Below are 18,655 nucleotides of genomic sequence, written 5' to 3' on the forward strand. Positions count from 1 at the left end.
TTGATTGGTTTTAGTATTCCGGGTTATCTCCCAGTATCGGGTTAGCATTACGCTCCTGTTGTGGAATCGGGTACAGTTGCTGGAACGGCTTCCAGGCTGGTTTGATCAGGCTCAGTACAGCATTAGCCCTGTCCAGTCGCTTCAGGTTAAACCACCTGTCGGCTTCGGTAAACAATTCTACCCAACGCTCATGTTCTACCGCGGCGAGCAGTGCCTCTTTGGCCGTTGTCAGCGGCAACAGACCAATCTGCGCGCGGCCGCGTACCTGGTTGATATCTCCTATACCATCTTCTGTTTTATTTTGATTCGCACGGGCTTCTGCACGGATCAAATACATTTCGGACAGGCGGAACACGATCGGGTATTCGGTACCCGCAGTCGTCTGGCGCACTTTGTATTTAAACGGATAGCGGTATTCTTTACCCTGCCAGGTGATAGCCTTTGTCCAGTTTACTTTACGCTGGTCGTTTGCTTCGAACGTGTTGGCCAGTGTATCGTACAATACAAAAGTAGGCGTGGTGGCTGCCGGCACAAACTCGATGGCCGGGATGGCTGCCTGGTTGGTATTGCCCTGCAAAGATATCTGCCAGATGGTTTCGTTGCTGGTGCTCAGGAACACGTTATTCAGGTTCGTCACAATGCTGTAAGTACCGCTGCCGATCACATCCGTCGCTTCGGCTTCTGCATTGGCCCAATCTTTCTGGTAAAGATATACTTTGGCCAGCAGCGCGGAGGCTACATAACGGTTGGCGCGTCCTCTTTCGGCAGAGGGGTATGCGGGACGGAGCAGCTGTTTGGCGTCTTTCAGATCGGTAATAATCTGTGCGTACACATCCGCCACTTCATTACGGGGTAGCTTACTATTATTGATCGCATCCGTGGTAGTTACCAACGGTACTTTACCAAAAAAGTTGGTCAGTTGAAAATATAGCCATGCGCGCAGGAACTTGGATTCACCGAGCAGCTGGTTCTTTAAGGAGGATGTGAGCCCTGTCGTCGCGGTCAGTCCTTCGATCGCGAATTCGCTCTGCCCACACGCGAGAACAAGCCATTGTACAGCGAATTGGCATCGTTGCCGGCCGCGAGGGTATTGTTCTTAAAGTTATCGAACGATGTGTTGGATACGTAGTACCCTTCATCCGCACTCATCGCATTGTACTTCACATTATTAAAATAGATCGATCCGTTGCCCGTACCCAGACCGCTGTAAATACCCAACACCACGCTGGTCGCGGTAGAAGAATCGCTATAGGCATTGTCGGAACCCACCGCATTCGGCGGCGTATTAATATCGATGAATTTTGCGCAGGAAGTCATACCGGTTAATACCGCCATGAAAGCAAATCCGCCGCAAAGGTTTTTATGTTGACTTTCATACTGTTCAATTTTAGAGTGTTACATTAAGACCCACGGTGATCACACGAAGCGGTGGCATGCTGGTACCGGTTTCGGGATCGTACACATATTTCTGTTTGGATATCCAGGCAAGATTTTGTCCCTGCAGGTATACACGCAGATTATCTGTCTTAATCTTCTTCGCCCATTCCGAAGGCAGCCTGTATCCCACATTTACGTTGCGCAGGCGCAGGAAAGAGGTGTTTCCGAATATCGCATCCGAAGAAGACCATGATGAGTAGATAGTCGTCGCGGAAGAATAACGCGGCACACTTGTTTTGTCACCCGCCTGCTGCCAACGATCGAGCCAGTACGTGGGTACATTGCCGCTTGCCAGCGCACCCGGTGCGGCAGTCGGCAGCACGTTGCCGTCTTGGAACGAGAAGTGCAGGAAGAAGCTCAGGTCGAAGTGCTGATAAGAGAAAGTATTGTTCAAACCACCATAGGCTTTCGGCGCGGTATACCCCGCAACATGCCTGTCGGCGCTGAAGTTCGGCGTAAAGGTCAGGCTGTCTTTCGTCATATCAGCGTAAAGTGGCCGGCCGGTTTGCGGATCTACTCCCATGTATTTAAAGCGCATCGCGTAACTGAGCTGCTGGCCAATGGCTTTATCATTATAGAAGAAATAACTTTTGCTTGCCCGCACCACCTTCGTTCTCGGCACGGTGATGTTGAAGGCGGTAGTCCAGCGGAACTTCTCCGTGCGGATGTTCACCGTATTCAGCTCCAGTTCAAAACCGGTATTCTGGATCAGTGCGTCAAAGTTGGCGCTGTAGGAGTTGAAACCCGCCTGCGTAGCCATAGTCAGGAAGCCCAGCTGGTTCGGCGTGCGGTTGTGATAGTAGTTAGCCGTCACCTGTATGTTGTTACGCAGGAAACCAAGCTCCAGTCCCACCTCTGTTTTATAGGTATTCTGCCACTGCAACGTAGGATTGTTAATCCTGTTTGGCGAAACCGCGGCACCGTTCTGGTAGGAGTTTGATGCGGTGTACAATGTGCGGTACAGGTAGTCGCCAATCTGGTCATTCCCCGTTAAACCGTAGCTGGCTCTTAACTTACCAAAAGATAACCAGGGGAGAGATTTTGAAAATTCTTCACCGGAAAATACCCAGGCAGCACCAAAAGACCAGAAGTTACCGAAGCGTCTATCCGGTCCGAAACGGGAAGAACCATCGCGGCGTACCACGGCGTTCAGGATGTAGCGCGAATCCCAGTCGTAAGTAGCACGGCCGAACACCGAGGTGTAGCGGTACAGGGTGTAGCTGGTTGCCGGCGTGCCATAAGTGCCCGCACCGGCCAGTGCGCCCAGCAGCAGCGGTGTGCTGTAATTATCCGCATCCTGCCGCAGCGAAGTATTTAAACTATGCTGGAAGGTAGAACCCAATAAAGCCGACAGCCGGCCTTTACCGATATTGCCATTATACGTGATCTGCGGTTCCAGTATATAGGAGCGTTGTGCGAGATTAGTAAACTGGGCCGAATTGGTAGGAACGCCGGAAAGCGGGCTTTTAGATAATGCCGGCAGTTGCATGTTCTGGTCCATGGTGATATTGTTGTATCCGAAACTGGTTTTAATATCCAGTCCGCGGAAAATCGTGTAACGCAACATGGCATTGGCCATCAGGTTATGCGTTTTAGCGATATACTTCTGCAGCCTGTAAGACTCCGGGTTACGGAAGTTACCTACCCAGGCAAGTTTACCAGTAGAATCGTACAGCGGCAGATTGGCAGGGAAATTATAAATCGTGCTGAAGTCCTGGGTCGGCATATCGCTTACACCGTAGGAATAGTTAGCAGATATATTGGCGTTAAACTTCTGATCGAGGGAATTGTGGTCGATATTGGTCCTGGCCGAAATGCGGTAATCGTCATAATCGCCGGGGAATACGGTCGTTTCTTTATGATAACCGGCGTTCATAAGCACCCGGGTGCGGCTATCGCCACCGGAAACTGTCACCTGTGCATCGGTAGTGTTAGCGGTACCGCCCAGGTATTTGCGCTGCCAGTCGTTGGTTTTGGTGGAATCCCATACCAGCAGATCCGGGGCATTGGCCGCTGTGGGTACAATGCCATCATTACGGAAACCTTCATAACGCATGTCGCGATACTGGCGGTTATTCATCATGGGGATGAAATGCCCTACAGTACCAGCGCCGCGATAGACGTTTACATCTACTTTCGTTTTGCCTGCTTTCCCTTTTTTAGTGGTGATAAGCACGACGCCATTTGCACCACGCGTACCGTAAATAGCAGTTGCATCGGCATCTTTCAGGATGTCGATCCGCTCAATTTCCGCAGGATTGATAATACTGAACGGGCTCACACCTCCGGCCGCGCCATAAGCGCCCCTTCCATTCAGGTCATTGGTAACGGGAGTCTGTCCGTCTTGTATCATAAAAGGAATACCATCCACGATATACAACGGCTGAGAACCGGCGCCGGTGGCATCCAGTGTGTTCAGACCGCGCACCACGATGGTCACCCTGGAACCAGGTAAACCATTGGATTGCGTTACCAGTGCGCCTGCTACCCTGCCCTGCAAGGCGTTCAGTGGATTGGCGATGGGTTGCTTCGCAATTTCTTCTGCACTTACGGAGCTGATGCTACCGGTGTTGCGTGTTTTAGTAGTGGTGCCGTAACCGATTACGACGGTTTCACCAAGACCGCTTGCGCTTTGTTTGAGTGTAATATTAAGACGCTGGCGGCCATTGAGGCGCTCGCGCACGGTTTCATAACCTACATACGAGAACACCACTTCGCTGATCTTCTCTGCATTGCGCAGTACATAGGTACCATCGCCTTCTGTAAGCGTACCGAAAGGAGTGCCGGGCAGCACCACGGATACCGACGGTACCGGTCGACCGCTTTCATCCACTACCTTACCGCGGACGATGAAGCTGTCTGCCACCGGCGCTGCTTCCACCACTGCCGTTGCGGGCAACAGCTTTTTCCAGGAAAGAATGATCGTTTTACCCTGCACCACGTACTCCAGCGGCTGATCTTTCAGCAGCTGGTCCAGAACTGGAACAACGGCATATTCTCCACCTTTGTGGTGACTGGCCTGGTTTCTTTAAAGAAAAGTTCATTAGCGAAAAACACATAACCGGTCTGCTTTTCAACAGCCGAAAAAACCTGTTTTAACCCGGTTGCCCTGGCGGTAATCGTTACGTTTTGTGCGGAGCCGGCGGCATAGGTATGCACAAATAAAACAGTTAAGAGAAAAGTAGTCCATTTCATTACTCTCCAGATTTTGGTAAGGCGCTGGCGGGCACAATTGTCCCCCTGCCGCCTGTGGCAGTTTTTTTGCATAAATTGCAAGCGAATTTGGTTGTTAAATAAATGGTTGGCTAGACCGTTTGATTCCAATCGAATGTGCCGTCGGGGTTGCAGCCACGGCGGCACTCCTGTTTCTACATGGTTGATTTCTTTTAATGGCTCATGATTAACTGATTTGTTCCTATTATGGTAAAATGGTCAGTTTTCTTCCTTCCAGTTTGAATTTCACATTTGATTTCTCCAGTACGACAAGAAGCCCCGATAAAGGAATATCTCTCGTCATCTTACCCCAGAATGTCACCCTGGGAATTCCCTTTTCGTACACCACATCGATATCGTACCACCTTTCTACCTGCAGCAGGAATTGCTGCAGCGTGGCGCCTTCAAAGTTGAAGATGCCGTTCTTCCGTGCCATCACCTTATCGATATCCGCTTCTGCGGCCACCTTTATGCCATCAGCGGCCAGTTGCGCCTGCTGACCGGGCTTTAATAATGCGCGCTGTTCGCCCTGCTGCATTTCCAGGCTGCCTTCGAGCAGCGTGGTGCGAATGGCGTCTTCATCGCCATAGGCATTGACATTAAAATGCGTACCCAGTACGTGCACGGTGGCCGTATTATTAACAACCACGTTGAACGGGCGGTTTACATCTTTCGCCACTTCGAAATACGCTTCTCCGGTTACCTCCACCATACGGTCGGCACCGAGGAAAGCGGTCGGAAAGCGGAGCGAACTGGCGGCGTTCAGCCACACCTTTGTGCCGTCCGGTAATGTAATCCTGAACTGGCGGCCGCGTGGGGTGGTCATGGTATTGTACACCATTTTGCCGGTTCCCGGTGCTGTATCGTCGTACTGCACCTGCCCGTTATTGAGCCGCACATCGGCGCCCTGTTGCGTAGCAATAATGCCGTTACCCATGCTGTCCAGCTCCACCTGCGTACCATCGGCCAGTGTCAACACCGCCCCTGGTCTGCCGGGAGCAATATCTACCTTAACTGTTTCCTTCGCCACGGTTGATGACGGCTGCCTGTTCTTTAACAGCAGTCCACCGCCTATACCTGCTGCCAGCAGTAATACGGCGGCCGCCCATCCCCACCTGCGCATAAAATGAACGCGGTGAACCGGCCTTACCGCTTCAGGCTCTTCTTCCCGGTCTATCAGCGCTATCAGGCGCGCATGCACCTGTTGCTTCAGTTCGCCCGAGCGCGACAGGTTTACATACGCTTCCCCGCTGGCCTCCAGCTCAGCTTCCCAGGCCTCCACCAACAGCTTTTCTTCCGCGGTGCAAAGTCCCTGGTTATAGCGCAGGATCAATTCTTTCGCTTTCATTGCGTTCATATAATTACATACGTGGTTATAGTATAGTCGGATAACGCCGACCAACCGGGTATGCGATAAGAAAAAATTATTTCATGAGGTGGGAAAAGGCCATGATCACGGCCACACCGGTATATCCGAGGGATTCCTTAATGATACCAAGGGCTTTTTGTACCTGTTTGCGGGCCGTTTCGGGAGAAGTACCCATCCGTTCGGCGATTTCGGCGTAACTGAGGTGTTGTTCGCGCCGGTACTGGTAGGCTTCACGCACCCGGGCAGGCATCCGGGATATGGCAGATTGTATGGTTTCCTGGGCTTCCTTCAGCTCCAGGCGCAGTTGCGAGGTGGCCGGCAGCACATGCACGGCTGTATCGGTCAGAAGTGATAAATAATCCCTGCGGGTAATGTTGCGGGCAATGTAGTCGCGCACCTTGTAACGAACGCTGGTATGCAGGTAAGCTGCCACCGAACCCTGAATGGCGAGTTCGCCGCGGCGCTGCCAGATGGAGGTAAATACATCCTGTAATACATCAGCGGCTTCTTCCTCTCCGCGCAGCATGTTAGCGGCCAGCGAAAAAGCTCATCCCAGTAATGGTGGTACAGCTCACTAAACGCTTCCCTGTCGCCCTGTGCGATGCGCAGCAGCAGCTCCCTTTCAATATTTGATCGATCAGTTGTCAATAGATATTACGCTGTTCACTACTGTGTAAATATAAATAGGTTTGAATTAACTTTGCCGCTACTTATGAAAAAGCTGTTGTTACTGCCTGCTCTGTTATTCCTGCATATCACGCTCTTTGCCCAGGAGGGACTCTTTCTTTATCAATATAAAAAGCACCCGGCGATGTGTTTACTGTTATTGCCGACACAGCTTACGTTCGGGACCAACCCTCCACCAAAGGCGCTGTTGTACGCCAGCTTTCTGCCGGCGCAAAAGTGACGCTTGTCGAAAGCGCCGGCGTACAAACCATCCGTGGATTTGAAGCTCCCCTGGATAAAAGTACGCCTGTCTGATGCCAAAGAAGCCTACATCTGGAAAGGGCTGCTCGCTCTCGACAGCTATACCCGCAACGGCGAAACTTTCCTTTATGGCATTGATCGTTCCACACCCGGCAGGGAAGACGGCGATGGCGGCACAGGCGGACAACCGGGAAAGATCGTAAAAGTGACAGAGAGCGAGGAAGTATTGGAAGAAACAGATAAACAAGGCAATCCTAAAACGAAAACGAGCCGTTCCAGGGAGGTATACCGGTGGGACGGAAAAGTTTCAGTGAAAGAATAAATAAGGAAGCCGCTGTGATGACAGCGGCTTCCTTATTTATAGCGCCCCGGATCAATCAGACCGGAACCCAGATGCCAGACATGTAAAAATCACCGTTCGCGGTGGAGAAATGCGTGAGGTAGGTGGAGATCGTACCGCAGGGGATATTCTCATAATTATCGCAGTACTGTGCTACCGGATTAAAGTAAGTACCGCTTGGACAAGCAACCACTACGAAATCGTACACCTCGCCCCATTCTATCGGGTACGTAAACAGCAGGTGTACATTATTGTCGATCACCCAGCACGTTTCATCACTTACGCGCTGTGTTTTACTGCTGCCAAGCTGCGCCAGGTAATCCTTTACCGAGAACTTGTTAATGTTACTTTTAGACTTAAACGTGGCCAGATCGAGGGTCGTGTTTAACACCGCGCCGTTACCCACCGCAGCGGAGTAATCAGCGATTGCAGACAGCTTATCGCCACTGCGTTTGATGGTGAGGTACCCAGCGGGCTTTCCCATACATGCAGGACCGCTGATAAACTTAAAAGGAACTTTTACAACATCGCCTTCCACGATGGCCTTATCGGCCTGAATACTGACTTTAGCGGCGCTGAAGGGACTTTTTCAACATTGTAATACGTGTCAGAAAACCACTTTACGGCTTCTTCGGCACGCAACGAAACAGCAGTTGTTTCATTGGATTCTTTGGAACAGGCATAGAGCAAAAACAGGGCTACGGGCAGTAGCATCACTACGCGCATCATGGTGCGTCTTTTCATGGTGGTATGTTTTAGGGTAAAAAAACAAGTGGACATAAGGAAGCCTTAACGGTCTTTTCAGATCGTATGATTTAACATGGGCAACTACCTTAAAAATTTGCTTTCATTCAGCAATAGATCACTTTTTATTTATTCTTTTTATTCGTTTTAATAGATCACGTACATGAGGTAACAATACAAATATGCAAGTATTTTTTCTTCCAAAAAAATTACTTTTCAACGATATTTAGAGAGAAGAGGCTTACCGAAACGGTAAGCCTCTTTCTATTTTTATGCTTTCTTAACGAACTCCGACTTAAGCGCCATGGCGCCAAATCCGTCGATTTTACAATCAATATTATGATCACCATCCACGAGGCGGATATTCTTCACCTTTGTACCGGCCTTGATGCTTTGTGAAGAGCCACGCACGGGCAGGTTCTTAATCGTAACGACCGTATCGCCGTTCTGCAAAATGTTACCATTGCTGTCTTTCACTACCAGCGCATCCTCTGCACTATTGTCGGCCGGGTTCCATTCATGCCCACATTCGGGACAGGCGAGGCCTGTTTCTATCTCGTAGGTGAAGGTTGATTTGCACTGCGGGCATGGTGTTAAGTCACTCATTGTTGGTCTTTTTTGCCGCAAAGATAACTTTTATTTCAGGAGAGGGGGCATTTGTCCGGTTATGGAACATTGGATGACCGGGAATAGACACGGGACTAAGATTTGACGTACTTTTGCCCGATGGATCATTCTTCTTTCTCAATCTCAGACGCGCTTTCCCATTTACAGATCGCGGCGTTGAACGAGATGCAGCAGGCATCGCTGGACACGAACAATACAACGAATGACGTGGTATTGCTGGCCGACACCGGTTCCGGTAAAACACTTGCTTTCCTGTTGCCCGTAGCACAATTACTGAAAAACGAACACGTAAGCCAGGCCATGATCATTGTCCCTTCCCGGGAGCTGGCATTGCAGATAGAACAGGTTTTTAAAAAGATGAAAACGGGGTTCAAGATCACCTGCTGTTATGGCGGGCACCTGCGGGAAACCGAAGAAAACAACCTGAAACAGGCGCCTGCGCTGATCGTTGGTACGCCGGGCAGGCTGGCCGATCATATCCGCCGGAGCAATATCAATACGGCTAAAATTGAAACCACGGTGCTGGACGAGTTCGACAAATCGCTCGAAGAAGGGTTTGAAGAAGAAATGGCCTTCATCATCGGCTCTCTGCCTGCATTAAAGAAGCGAATCCTTACTTCTGCCACGGAAGCATTGGAAATCCCACCATTTGTTGGCATGCAGCACCCCACGGAGATTAACTTTCTGAAAGGGGAAAAATCGCCCGCATTAGCCGTACAAATGGTATTGAGCACGGATGACAGCAAAGCCGAAACCCTGTTCAGGCTGATCTGCGCACTGGGCAACCGTTCCACCATCATCTTCTGTAATCAGCGTGAATTTGTGGAGCAGGTAAGTAACTTCCTGAAAAACGAAGGCATCCCGAACGTATTTTATCATGGCGCCATGGAACAACAGGAGCGGGATGTAGCGCTCTGCAAATTCCGCAACGGCAGCTCCAACATCCTGGTCACCACCGACCTTGCCGCCCGCGGACTGGACATTCCCAACATCCGCTACGTGATACATTACCAGCTTCCTCATACCATCGAAACCTTTACCCACCGCAACGGCCGCACCGCGCGGATGGATGCCAGCGGTACCGCCATCCTGATACTGGACTCGCATGAACGGGTACCCTCATTTATTCCGACGGAGCCGGATGTGATCAGCTTGCCGGAAACAGCCATATTACCGGCCAAACCGGATTGGACTACGCTGTTTATTGCGGCGGGCAAGAAAGACAAAGTGAATAAGATAGATATCATAGGCTTCCTCTCGCATAAGGGAAAGCTGAAAAAAGAAGATATCGGTATGATAGAGGTGAAAGACTTTTTCTCTTTTGTAGCGGTGCGTAAATCTAAAGCTGCTGCAACTTTACAGTTGATACAAGCGGAAAAGATTAAAAATAAAAAGGTGAAAATTACTATTGCTAAGTAGCCGCAAGAAGGCTGGCCGGATTTCCCCGGTCAGCCTTTTCCTTTGCAGTCACACTACCTTATTGCAACTGAGTTTCCCGATGGGGTGCTTTTTAACCGCGTGTCCCGCATACAGCATATTCTTGTCTTTATCTTCCACCAGCCAGAAGTTACGCCCCAGGTCCGTAAAGTTCCATTCGCCTTTCACACGCTTTCTCAGGAAACGCAGCAGTTTGGGGATGGACACATTCGGTCTAGAGCCGGTATGTTCCTGCCATTCAAAGCCACTGGCCTGTAATACGTCTTTGATTTCATTTGGTTTGATGAACATCTTCCATACGTGCAGATTAGGCGGCATAAATGCCCAACGCTTCCACTCCTGCCATATTTTAATGGCCACCAGCTTACTCACGAACGTACGGTTGATCGTATCATAGATAAATACACCTCCGGGCTTGAGCACACGGGAAATCTCGGCAACTACTTTAGGAAGGTCCGTTACATGCTCCAGTACATCGCAGCAAAATACCACGTCGAAGGAATTGTCCGGGAAGGACAAATTCTCTCCGGAGCCCTGTTCGTACCGAATGTTCAAGCCACTCGCGCTTTTGCGTGGTTGCTGGCGGTGGTAATTGATTCGGCTGCAGGATCGATACCTGTAGTCTCAAATCCCATACGGGCAATTTCCTCTGTTAAGATACCTCCTCCGCAACCCACTTCCAGCGCGGCTTTGCCTTTCGGATCAACTTTCAGCCGCTTGAGTACATTGGCGGCATAACCTACGCGCCAGGGATTTACAGAAGTTTTCAGGATGTGTAATACGGTGTTCGGTTGCCACCAGATATCGCCCTGTTCTTTGTACACGTCATTATTTATCTGACGATAGATGTCAATGTCAATCTTTTGCATGGAAATCGTTTTAGTGGTTGGCTACAGGCACCAGTCCGTGCTGGATCATAATTTCCTTCAACCCTGGCCATGTCGGGAGGACCGCCGGCTTTCAGCACGCTGAGGATGTCTTTGAAGTAATTGGAAGTAAAAACGCCAGGGTTGGCATAGGCTAGTATCTCTACAATCTGATCGGTGGAATTAGTGAAACTGTGTATGCGTCCACGTTTGATAAAATAGTAATCACCGGGATGCAGTTCCATCACCTGGTCGTCGACGGTAAGGGTGAGCGTACCCTTCAGGGCGAACAACGTTTCGTCGAAATTGTCATGGTAATGTGCGGCAGGTACTTTGGCATTGGGATGAATCACCACCTTAAACATGGTGAACTGCGCGCCCGTATCCGCTGCATCGAGGCAAAAGTGGATTTCCAGCCCGTTGCCAAGATCGATCACTTCATTTGTCATATACTGGTTTTGTAATGCAAAGAAAGGGAAGCAGGCGTGCAAATAAATTGTCTCAAATCAAGAAAAGTGTCACAACCGCATATTTCTTTTCCTGATACGGCTAAGCGTTTCAGGTGTCACGCCGAGGTAACTGGCAATCTGGTACTGCGGCAGCCGATTAATCCAGTGCGGTGTTTCTTTCAGAATACGGCGGTATTTCTCGTCAGGTGTTTCCACACTCATGTTGCTGAGCATACCTTTCAGCCAGGCTACCGTATAACCGCGATTCTTTATCTGGTACAGCGCATAATCCGGGATTGTTCTCGTTGCATACTCCCATTTCTCACGATCCATTGACAGCATATAACAATCCTCCACTGCCTGCATACTCATTGTAGAAGGAGTGAGATTGATGAAGCTATCCATTTCTCCACACCACCAGCCCTCCTCCGCAAAAAACAGGTTACGTTCGTCGCCATTGGCGGTAATATGGTATTGCCGCATGCAGCCTTTCACCAGGAAGCATACATGCTTTACCACGGTACCCGTTGTGAACAGTCGTTCGTTTTTGGGCAGATATGCTTCTTCGAAAAAGCTCAGGAGCTTTTCGAACTCCGCTTTCGGGAAGTGGTGGCGTTGCTGCAAGGTAGTTAGTAGAAGATGTTCGCTCATGGAGGGTTAAAGATAGGAAAACCTGTGTTGCTTCCTGCTCCGGAGGGTTGGTCGGGTTTGGTTTACGGCTTATAGTGAGCGATAAATGCCATAAAGTAGTGTCGTAAACTGAAAAGAGATTTAGCATTACTGCTAAACTTCTTGCGCGAAGGTTGTGGGGCTGAAGTTAAATCTTCCTATTGGCAATTTAGAGCATAAGTAATTGATTATCAAATCACAAAACGCATCCATTTGTATTCTAAGTCAAATTAGCTATTTTTACATCAAATGGACAATAATGATACCAGAAGCAAACTTGAATATATCACTAAAGGAATTGTCATTGAGGGGGCAGCGGATCATTGCACAACAATCAGGAATTTCTTATGCCGAAGCTTTAGCACAAGTACAACGGTTAAAAGAGATTTCGAAAGTAAAGCAATCATCAAAAAGAGCAGGCCGAATGCCTGATTAAATTTGCTAAAGACAATGATCTTTGGTTAACCCAACCCCCAGACTCAAATAAATTCCTAGCCAGAGGCGGCGAAGCCAGTGTGTATTTTGATGCCGTCAGTAATAGTGTAATAAAATACAATGATGCCGTATATTATGCTACCTGGTTAGAATTCTTCAATAGCATCCTAATTCACAACCTTCTTTTCCCGAATACAGCCTATGAATTTTTCGGATTTATTGAAATCAATGAAACGCTATGTACTGTAGTGCAACAACCCTTTGTTACCTCCGATGATGCTGTAGACCTTACAGACGTTACCAAATTGCTTGCATTTAATGGTTTTGAAAATCGTAAAAGAAATGGGATTGCTACTAACAATTACTACAACAAGGATTTAGGGATAATACTAGAAGATATTCACGATGAAAATGTAATTGTCAATTCCAACAACCTCTTTTTATCGACACGGTTTTCTACACTGCATTTCAGGAATAATTTTCAACTTGATCCATAATTTATTTCTAATACATCCCAAAACAAAAAAGCCCACACTTTCATGTGAGCTTTCAAACGTTTCCTGCGGACCGGACGGGACTCGAACCCGCGACCTCCGCCGTGACAGGGCGGCATTCTAACCGACTGAACTACCGATCCATTCCGTAATTCCGGGTTGCAATATTAATACAGTTTTTTGATTATCACAAAATATTTTTATTCTACCAGATATTTTCGCAATTCTGCGTTCACGTCCACCTTCGGATCATGCAGCAAATACACAGCCGTACCGCGTTCCAGCGAATATGGATTACGCACCTCTCCGATGCGGCGCATGCTGCGATAGTCTAAAGAATCTTTCGTGGCTGCTTCCCGCGAATCGAATTCACGCACACGAATCTTCGTCCGTACCGGCACAGTTAAGTCCATCCAGTATTTATAATCCGCGCTGAACGAGGTAGCGCCAATATTTCCGAAAGCCGAGTAATAGTTTATCGCGCCCGCTTCGCCATAATTATCGCACAAAATAAGCAAGCCGTTTTTATCGGGCACCAGGTTATATGCGCTGTCGACAATAGCCGCCAGCTCTCTCCAGCCCGTCATATCTGCATAATCCTGCGGCAGGTCATGCTCCTGGCCGTCGTTCCAGCGCAACAAACCTAATCTTTGAAAGCGGTTGTGCTCCGCGATAATCTGCACTGGTGAATAAACAGGCATGATAAACGGGATCAGCCAGATGAACGTGCCTATTGTGAAAGCCAGCAATAGCGCACGAAAAGGCCAGCGCTTTAATTTCAGTGAGAGGTAAGCACTGCCGAATGCCAGTATTACCGGGTACAATCCTAACGCGTAATACCCCTTTGCGTTAAAAAAACTGAAAAGTGCGATGGTCGCAACATAAGTGAACAATACCCAGCGGTGTTCCCGCCACGGGCGATGCACTAACAGGCCAATAAATCCACCGAGCAGCACAAATATCGCGCAGGCAAAATACAGCAACTGCTCCTTGAAGAAATCTGCCCGGTTTACGTGCGTCAGCTGCGTTTCCTGCAATTCCTTCATGTGTTTTAACACCGGGAAGTGGTTAACGATCTGCCATATAACATTGGGCGAAACCAGCACGATCATCAATAGCAAAGCGCCGTAAAAATGTTTATGTGTAAACATTTTCCGCTGTTCCGTTACCAACACCGCCGGCAGCAACCCAAGTAAGAGAAATATAATGTTATACTTGTTCAGGAAGCCCAATGCTGCCCAAACCGCCAGTGCATAAAGGTTTGCAGGCCGCCCGTCCTTAAAGTACCGCATCAGGCTGTAAAACACTGCGGCCCAGGCCAGCACATCAAATGAGTTAGGTTGATATAGGGTATTTAGGCGGAGGTATGCCGAACAGAGGCAGGCGATGGCGACGAGGCACTTCGCGAACAGGCTGCCATCCAGTAATTCCACCATCTTCCAGCAAAGAAAGATCGTAGCTGCACCAAAAAGGGCGGGAAAAAGCCGTACTACCCACTCACTGTTACCCAGCCACCTGATCAGCAACGACACAAAAGCAGTAAACGGTGGCACCGACAAATACCCCGCTGCCGGGTGATTGGCCTGATCCAGGTGCAGAAATTCATCGCGGTGCAGTTCATACACGTCATTCACCAGCCAGAAGCTAAGCACGATCTTTAAGACAAGGAAAGCGACCAGCAGGAAGGTCGACTGGCTTATCGGGGCTTTTTCCATATCTATTAAGATAGTAATTTTATGGGGCATGAAAAAGCACACCTTCGCCGAACAAGTTATTGCGTTTAACCGCCACCTGGAATATACCGGCTCCCTGCCGCCGGGTATCCGTATCATGAACCCATTCCGCGAACAGCCGCAGGTGATGGATATCATGCAGCAGTTCTACCGCAAATACTACAGCGATCAGCACCCGCGCCGTATGATCATGGGTATTAATCCCGGCCGCCTGGGCTCCGGCGCTACCGGCATTCCTTTTACGGATACCAAACGGCTGGCAGATGTCGTGGGCATCCGCATCGAGGGAATTAAAACCCACGAACCCTCTTCTGTGTTCGTATACGATGTAATTGAAGCCTATGGTGGCCCGGAAGCCTTTTACCATGATTTCTACTTCGCCTCCGTATCGCCGTTGGGCTTCACATCTGTTAAACCCAACGGATCCGAGATCAATTATAACTATTACGATAGCAAGCCGCTCACCATCGCCGTGTACGATTTCATGGTGAAAAGCATCCGCCAGCAGCTGGAATTCGGTATCGACACAAAAGTGTGTTACTGCTTCGGCACTGGTAAAAATGCGGCCTTTCTCACGAAACTCAACGAAACAGAACGCTTCTTCGAAAAGATCGTGCCATTGGAACACCCCCGCTTTATTATGCAATACCGGCTCAAACGCAAATCGGAATACATCGATAAATACCTCGCCGCATTCGCGGAGTTCAAATAATAGCAAAGCCCCGGCAAACGCCGGGGCCTTCAGCAATACGTCTTGATTGAATTATATCACAGGATTCGCTGCGTAAGCGCTCCACAGTTCTTTCACGTCTTTACCGGTCCATTCTTTCCAGATACCGTCGTTGTATTTGCCTTCGCGCATCGCTTCGTTCAGCTTTACCACGAAGCCGGGCTTCACGTTCTTCTCTATCCAAACAAAGAAACGGGCTGTAATGCGGTAAGCGTTATCGTAGTTCTGTTTGTCGGAGAAAGGCGTCAGCGTCCAGCCGGCACCGGGATTGTCTACCCCCATCGTATGACGTACGTAATCCGCAATACCTTCGGTAACCCAACCAGGTCCACCACGGCGGTACGACTGCACAATGTGCATGGCTTCGTGCGTTACCACATCGATATCGCCGGGATGTTTATCGAACCAGGCCGGGTTGTAACGGATGATAGAACCCGCCGTAGCAGCCACACCATCATAAGTAGGATCAACCAGGAAAGTTACTTTCTTACGCGTGTTGGGATTATAGGTTTTGGCCTGCAAAGGGTACACGGTAAAGAAAGTTTCGATCATCCTTGTTTTCAGGGCATCGGAAAAGCCTTCTTTTTGTTGATGAAGATCAGGGTATACTCGCCACGGGTAATAGAGTCTTTCGACACGATACCTTCGGGGCTGATATAGTTCCAGTCGTTCCTTCTTTCCTGCGCGCCGGCGTTGAATGCAGCCAGCAGCATCAGCATAACAATAGTTAATTTTTTCATCTTGATGTTACTAGTTATTTGTTGACAGAAAATGAATATGGATAAGCAGTTTTATTTGTAGCTCTTGTTTTCTCCGGTGCAGCGGTCATGTTGATATTCACGGTACCGCCAGCCATCAGCGTTGTATGGCTGATCCAGGTTTTATCCCAGGCCTTTCCATTTACCTGCACCGCTTTTACATAGCGGTTCTCCTCGCTGTTGGCAGGTGCACTGATCACGAACTTCTTACCATTCTCCAGGTGCAGCGTCGCTTTCTTAAACAGCGGCGCACCTAACACGTACTGGTCGGTAGCCGGACAAACAGGATAAAATCCGAGTGCGGAGAACACGTACCAGGCGGAAGTTTGCCCGTTATCTTCATCGCCGCAATAACCATCTGGAGTGGCTTTGTACAAGCGGTTCATGATCTCGCGCACCCAATATTGCGTTTTCCAGGGCTCCCCTGCGTAGTTGTACAGGTAGGCCATATGCTGGATCGGCTGGTTGCCGTGTGCGTACTGTCCCATATTGGCGACCTGCATTTCGCGGATCTCGTGGATCACCCCTCCATAGTAGCTGTCATCGAAATCGGGCGCCATGATGAATACAGAATCCAGCATGCGTACGAACATTTCGCGGCCGCCCATCAGGTCCTGCAGCCCCCGGATGTCGTGGAATACGCTCCAGGTGTAATGCCAGCTATTACCCTCGGTAAATGCATCCCCCATTTCAACGGATTAAACGGCGTCTGGAACTTACCGTCTTCATTTTTACCGCGCATCAATTTAGTTTCCGGATCAAAGAGGTTGCGGTAGTTCATGCAACGCTTTGCGTAGGTTTCGATCTCCGCAGCCGGGCGCTTCAACGCCACCGCCAGTTTCCAGATGGCGAAGTCGTCATATGCATATTCCAGCGTACGGGCAGCGTTCTCGTTGATACCCACGTTGTAAGGCACATAACCCAACGTGGTGTAATATTTCGCTCCTCTCCTGCCTACAGCGTCAATCGGACCTTCATTATTGGCACCTTTGATCATGGCTTCGTACAGGGTGTTGATGTCGTAACCACGCAGCCCCTTCATGTAAGCATCCGCTACTACAGATGCAGAATTATTGCCCACCATGATGTTCTGGTAACCGGGGTTAGACCACTCCGGCAGCCAGCCGCCTTCTTTATAGTCGTTGATCAAACCTTCCTGCATTTCCTTATTAATAGCAGGAAACATCAAGTTTAAGAAAGGATATTGCGCGCGGAACGTATCCCAGAAGCCGGTACCGGCAAACATGTAACCAGGTGTTACTTTACCGGTGTACGGGCTGTAGTGGATAATATTACCCTGCGCATCTTTCTCATACAACTTTAAGGGGAAGAAAAGCATGCGGTAAAGCGTTGAATAAAACGTGCGCACCTGGTCTACCGTACCACCTTCAACCGTGATACGGCCAAGCGTTTTGTTCCAGGTATCTTTCGCTTTATTCTTTACCGTTTCAAAATTATCAGTACCAATTTCCTTCAGGTTGATTTCCGCCTGCTCGAAACTGATGAAAGACGATGCCACTTTAGCGTTCACCGGTTTGCCCGCCGCCACGTTAAACTTCACGACCGCACCGGTATGGTTGCCTGTTTGCTCCGCGTCAGCAGTCTCCTTCCCGTCTTTCCACGCAAAAGAAGTTTCGAACGGCTCATCGAACACAATCACGAAATAGTTGCGGAAGTTTTTAGTCACGCCGCCGCTGTTGCGGGTGCTGTAACCAATTACCTTTCTTTCTGCAGGAATCACTTTAATATAAGAACCGCGATCGAACGCATCTACCACTACATACGACCTGGCCGTTTTAGGGAAGGTGAAACGGAAAGCAGCCGCACGTTCGGTGGGTGTCATTTCCGCGGTTACATTATGGTCGGCGAGGTATACGCTATAGTAGTAAGGCTTTACCACTTCCGCTTTATGCGAAAACCAGCTGGCGCGGTCTTTTTCATTAAACTTAGGCGCACCGGTTACAGGCATGAGGGAGAACATACCATAATCGTTCATCCAGGGAGAAGGCTGGTGTGTTTGCTTTAAACCACGGATCTTGCTGGCGCCGTAAGTGTACTGCCAGCCATCGCCCATGCCGCCTGTTTGCGGCGTCCAAAAGTTCATACCCCAGGGTAATGCAATACTCGGATAGGTATTACCATTGGATAACTCACCCCTGGAATCGGTACCCATCAGGGGATTTACCCATTCCGCCGGGTCGGTGACAGGCCCCTGCACGTACTGCGCCTGGGCTTTGATGGACATTAACGCGAATGCCGCTACTATTACTTTCTTCATATGCTGTTGACTTCCCGTTCAGGGATACTGTTTTCTGGTTGTTTTAGGTTGATTCTAAACCCTCTTTAACAGGGAGGCTGAACCGGTTTTGCAAAATGATCAGCAATATACGTATTGCTGTTCGTTTCTGAAGAGGAATGTGGCCGCCC

20 protein-coding genes, 1 tRNA gene and 2 pseudogenes are annotated in these 18,655 nt (G+C 49.3%); 5 read left to right on the plus strand and 18 right to left on the minus strand.

Annotated elements, in window-relative coordinates:
• Positions 1 to 10 precede the first annotated feature (10 nt).
• The 6 genes from MKQ70_RS20580 to MKQ70_RS20605 form a co-directional block, all read right to left on the minus strand.
• Positions 11 to 1,015, minus strand: coding sequence for a RagB/SusD family nutrient uptake outer membrane protein (locus MKQ70_RS20580; RefSeq protein WP_308199508.1), 1,005 nt, complete (start codon positions 1,013 to 1,015; stop codon positions 11 to 13).
• Positions 1,003 to 1,335: a hypothetical protein gene (locus tag MKQ70_RS20585; RefSeq protein WP_248074000.1), complete on the minus strand. Its 333-nt coding sequence runs from the start codon at positions 1,333 to 1,335 to the stop codon at positions 1,003 to 1,005. The genes MKQ70_RS20580 and MKQ70_RS20585 overlap by 13 nt, the downstream gene beginning before the upstream one ends.
• Before the next feature lie 52 nt (positions 1,336 to 1,387).
• Positions 1,388 to 4,378 carry a SusC/RagA family TonB-linked outer membrane protein gene (locus MKQ70_RS20590; protein ID WP_248074001.1) on the minus strand — a complete coding sequence of 997 codons (2,991 nt, stop codon included), beginning with the start codon at positions 4,376 to 4,378 and terminating at the stop codon, positions 1,388 to 1,390.
• A gap of 20 nt (positions 4,379 to 4,398) precedes the next feature.
• Complete coding sequence (locus MKQ70_RS20595; protein ID WP_248074002.1) at positions 4,399 to 4,632, minus strand: hypothetical protein; 234 nt, start codon at positions 4,630 to 4,632, stop codon at positions 4,399 to 4,401.
• A gap of 223 nt (positions 4,633 to 4,855) precedes the next feature.
• Complete coding sequence (locus MKQ70_RS20600) at positions 4,856 to 6,007, minus strand: FecR family protein (RefSeq protein ID WP_248074003.1); 1,152 nt, start codon at positions 6,005 to 6,007, stop codon at positions 4,856 to 4,858.
• A gap of 67 nt (positions 6,008 to 6,074) precedes the next feature.
• On the minus strand, positions 6,075 to 6,557 hold the full coding sequence (locus MKQ70_RS20605; RefSeq protein ID WP_282457494.1) for a sigma-70 family RNA polymerase sigma factor: 483 nt from the start codon (positions 6,555 to 6,557) through the stop codon (positions 6,075 to 6,077).
• A 275-nt stretch (positions 6,558 to 6,832) separates the two neighbouring features.
• Here MKQ70_RS20605 and MKQ70_RS20610 point away from each other — a divergent pair, with 275 nt between their 5' ends.
• Both MKQ70_RS20610 and MKQ70_RS20615 read left to right on the plus strand, forming a co-directional pair.
• Positions 6,833 to 7,000 carry an SH3 domain-containing protein gene (locus MKQ70_RS20610; protein ID WP_248074007.1) on the plus strand — a complete coding sequence of 56 codons (168 nt, stop codon included), beginning with the start codon at positions 6,833 to 6,835 and terminating at the stop codon, positions 6,998 to 7,000.
• Positions 6,960 to 7,268 (plus strand): hypothetical protein, encoded by a 309-nt coding sequence (locus MKQ70_RS20615; RefSeq protein ID WP_248074008.1) that lies wholly within the window; start codon positions 6,960 to 6,962, stop codon positions 7,266 to 7,268. The genes MKQ70_RS20610 and MKQ70_RS20615 overlap by 41 nt, the downstream gene beginning before the upstream one ends.
• Before the next feature lie 55 nt (positions 7,269 to 7,323).
• Here the strand turns inward: MKQ70_RS20615 and MKQ70_RS20620 are convergent, their stop codons facing one another.
• The 3 genes from MKQ70_RS20620 to MKQ70_RS20630 all read right to left on the minus strand — a co-directional run bounded on the left by MKQ70_RS20620 (position 7,324) and on the right by MKQ70_RS20630 (position 8,636).
• Positions 7,324 to 7,770, minus strand: coding sequence for a hypothetical protein (locus tag MKQ70_RS20620; RefSeq protein WP_248074010.1), 447 nt, complete (start codon positions 7,768 to 7,770; stop codon positions 7,324 to 7,326).
• Between the two features lie 35 nt (positions 7,771 to 7,805).
• The gene (locus MKQ70_RS20625; RefSeq protein ID WP_248074012.1) at positions 7,806 to 8,030 is read right to left on the minus strand and encodes a hypothetical protein; all 225 of its coding nucleotides are present in this window, start codon (positions 8,028 to 8,030) and stop codon (positions 7,806 to 7,808) included.
• A 270-nt stretch (positions 8,031 to 8,300) separates the two neighbouring features.
• Positions 8,301 to 8,636 (minus strand): zinc ribbon domain-containing protein YjdM, encoded by a 336-nt coding sequence (locus tag MKQ70_RS20630; RefSeq protein WP_248074013.1) that lies wholly within the window; start codon positions 8,634 to 8,636, stop codon positions 8,301 to 8,303.
• Between the two features lie 120 nt (positions 8,637 to 8,756).
• On the opposite strand from MKQ70_RS20630, the gene MKQ70_RS20635 reads away from it, so the two are divergent.
• A complete protein-coding gene (locus MKQ70_RS20635; protein ID WP_248074016.1) occupies positions 8,757 to 10,076 on the plus strand; it encodes a DEAD/DEAH box helicase in 1,320 nt (439 codons plus the stop codon).
• 48 nt (positions 10,077 to 10,124) lie between these two features.
• Here MKQ70_RS20635 and MKQ70_RS39035 read toward each other — a convergent pair whose 3' ends face one another.
• The 4 genes from MKQ70_RS39035 to MKQ70_RS20650 form a co-directional block, all read right to left on the minus strand.
• Positions 10,125 to 10,649: a methyltransferase domain-containing protein gene (locus MKQ70_RS39035; protein WP_282456625.1), complete on the minus strand. Its 525-nt coding sequence runs from the start codon at positions 10,647 to 10,649 to the stop codon at positions 10,125 to 10,127.
• On the minus strand, positions 10,646 to 10,963 hold the full coding sequence (locus tag MKQ70_RS39040; protein WP_282456626.1) for a methyltransferase domain-containing protein: 318 nt from the start codon (positions 10,961 to 10,963) through the stop codon (positions 10,646 to 10,648). Before MKQ70_RS39040 ends, MKQ70_RS39035 begins: the two co-directional genes overlap by 4 nt.
• Complete coding sequence (locus MKQ70_RS20645; RefSeq protein ID WP_248074018.1) at positions 10,927 to 11,409, minus strand: cupin domain-containing protein; 483 nt, start codon at positions 11,407 to 11,409, stop codon at positions 10,927 to 10,929. The genes MKQ70_RS39040 and MKQ70_RS20645 overlap by 37 nt, the downstream gene beginning before the upstream one ends.
• Positions 11,410 to 11,478: 69 nt before the next feature.
• Positions 11,479 to 12,060 carry a Crp/Fnr family transcriptional regulator gene (locus MKQ70_RS20650; protein WP_248074020.1) on the minus strand — a complete coding sequence of 194 codons (582 nt, stop codon included), beginning with the start codon at positions 12,058 to 12,060 and terminating at the stop codon, positions 11,479 to 11,481.
• A 437-nt stretch (positions 12,061 to 12,497) separates the two neighbouring features.
• On the opposite strand from MKQ70_RS20650, the pseudogene MKQ70_RS20655 reads away from it, so the two are divergent.
• Positions 12,498 to 13,010: pseudogene (locus tag MKQ70_RS20655) on the plus strand (putative polyvalent protein kinase domain-containing protein); the annotation flags it as partial.
• A 66-nt stretch (positions 13,011 to 13,076) separates the two neighbouring features.
• Here MKQ70_RS20655 and MKQ70_RS20660 read toward each other — a convergent pair.
• Positions 13,077 to 13,150 (minus strand) — tRNA-Asp (locus MKQ70_RS20660).
• Positions 13,151 to 13,207: 57 nt separating this feature from the next.
• Complete coding sequence (locus MKQ70_RS20665) at positions 13,208 to 14,722, minus strand: glycosyltransferase family 39 protein (RefSeq protein ID WP_248074022.1); 1,515 nt, start codon at positions 14,720 to 14,722, stop codon at positions 13,208 to 13,210.
• Positions 14,723 to 14,750: 28 nt separating this feature from the next.
• Between MKQ70_RS20665 and MKQ70_RS20670 the strand changes: the two genes are divergently transcribed.
• Positions 14,751 to 15,452 carry an SMUG2 DNA glycosylase family protein gene (locus MKQ70_RS20670; RefSeq protein WP_248074024.1) on the plus strand — a complete coding sequence of 234 codons (702 nt, stop codon included), beginning with the start codon at positions 14,751 to 14,753 and terminating at the stop codon, positions 15,450 to 15,452.
• Between the two features lie 51 nt (positions 15,453 to 15,503).
• Here the strand turns inward: MKQ70_RS20670 and MKQ70_RS20675 are convergent, their stop codons facing one another.
• The 3 genes and pseudogenes from MKQ70_RS20675 to MKQ70_RS20685 form a co-directional block, all read right to left on the minus strand.
• Complete coding sequence (locus MKQ70_RS20675) at positions 15,504 to 16,022, minus strand: basic secretory protein-like protein (protein WP_248074026.1); 519 nt, start codon at positions 16,020 to 16,022, stop codon at positions 15,504 to 15,506.
• 8 nt (positions 16,023 to 16,030) lie between these two features.
• Positions 16,031 to 16,210, minus strand: a complete 180-nt coding sequence (locus MKQ70_RS20680) for a hypothetical protein (RefSeq protein ID WP_248074028.1) — start codon at positions 16,208 to 16,210, stop codon at positions 16,031 to 16,033.
• A gap of 118 nt (positions 16,211 to 16,328) precedes the next feature.
• Positions 16,329 to 18,506: pseudogene (locus MKQ70_RS20685) on the minus strand (GH92 family glycosyl hydrolase); the annotation flags it as partial.
• Between the last annotated feature and the right edge of the window lie 149 nt (positions 18,507 to 18,655).

Origin of the sequence: Chitinophaga sedimenti, from assembly GCF_023156195.1 — a bacterium.
Taxonomy (GTDB): domain Bacteria; phylum Bacteroidota; class Bacteroidia; order Chitinophagales; family Chitinophagaceae; genus Chitinophaga; species Chitinophaga sedimenti.

Excerpts from the sequence above, each read along its gene's own strand:
- MKQ70_RS20585 (WP_248074000.1), bottom strand. The coding sequence starts at position 1,335 with ATGGCGGTATTAACCGGTATGACTTCCTGCGCAAAATTCATCGATATT.
- MKQ70_RS20595 (WP_248074002.1), bottom strand. The coding sequence starts at position 4,632 with ATGAAATGGACTACTTTTCTCTTAACTGTTTTATTTGTGCATACCTAT.
- MKQ70_RS20600 (WP_248074003.1), bottom strand. The coding sequence starts at position 6,007 with ATGAACGCAATGAAAGCGAAAGAATTGATCCTGCGCTATAACCAGGGA.
- MKQ70_RS20620 (WP_248074010.1), bottom strand. The coding sequence starts at position 7,770 with ATGGGAAAGCCCGCTGGGTACCTCACCATCAAACGCAGTGGCGATAAG.
- MKQ70_RS20625 (WP_248074012.1), bottom strand. The coding sequence starts at position 8,030 with ATGAAAAGACGCACCATGATGCGCGTAGTGATGCTACTGCCCGTAGCC.
- MKQ70_RS20630 (WP_248074013.1), bottom strand. The coding sequence starts at position 8,636 with ATGAGTGACTTAACACCATGCCCGCAGTGCAAATCAACCTTCACCTAC.
- MKQ70_RS20635 (WP_248074016.1), top strand. The coding sequence starts at position 8,757 with ATGGATCATTCTTCTTTCTCAATCTCAGACGCGCTTTCCCATTTACAG.
- MKQ70_RS39040 (WP_282456626.1), bottom strand. The coding sequence starts at position 10,963 with ATGCAAAAGATTGACATTGACATCTATCGTCAGATAAATAATGACGTG.
- MKQ70_RS20645 (WP_248074018.1), bottom strand. The coding sequence starts at position 11,409 with ATGACAAATGAAGTGATCGATCTTGGCAACGGGCTGGAAATCCACTTT.
- MKQ70_RS20650 (WP_248074020.1), bottom strand. The coding sequence starts at position 12,060 with ATGAGCGAACATCTTCTACTAACTACCTTGCAGCAACGCCACCACTTC.
- MKQ70_RS20665 (WP_248074022.1), bottom strand. The coding sequence starts at position 14,722 with ATGGAAAAAGCCCCGATAAGCCAGTCGACCTTCCTGCTGGTCGCTTTC.
- MKQ70_RS20670 (WP_248074024.1), top strand. The coding sequence starts at position 14,751 with ATGAAAAAGCACACCTTCGCCGAACAAGTTATTGCGTTTAACCGCCAC.
- MKQ70_RS20675 (WP_248074026.1), bottom strand. The coding sequence starts at position 16,022 with ATGATCGAAACTTTCTTTACCGTGTACCCTTTGCAGGCCAAAACCTAT.
- MKQ70_RS20680 (WP_248074028.1), bottom strand. The coding sequence starts at position 16,210 with ATGAAAAAATTAACTATTGTTATGCTGATGCTGCTGGCTGCATTCAAC.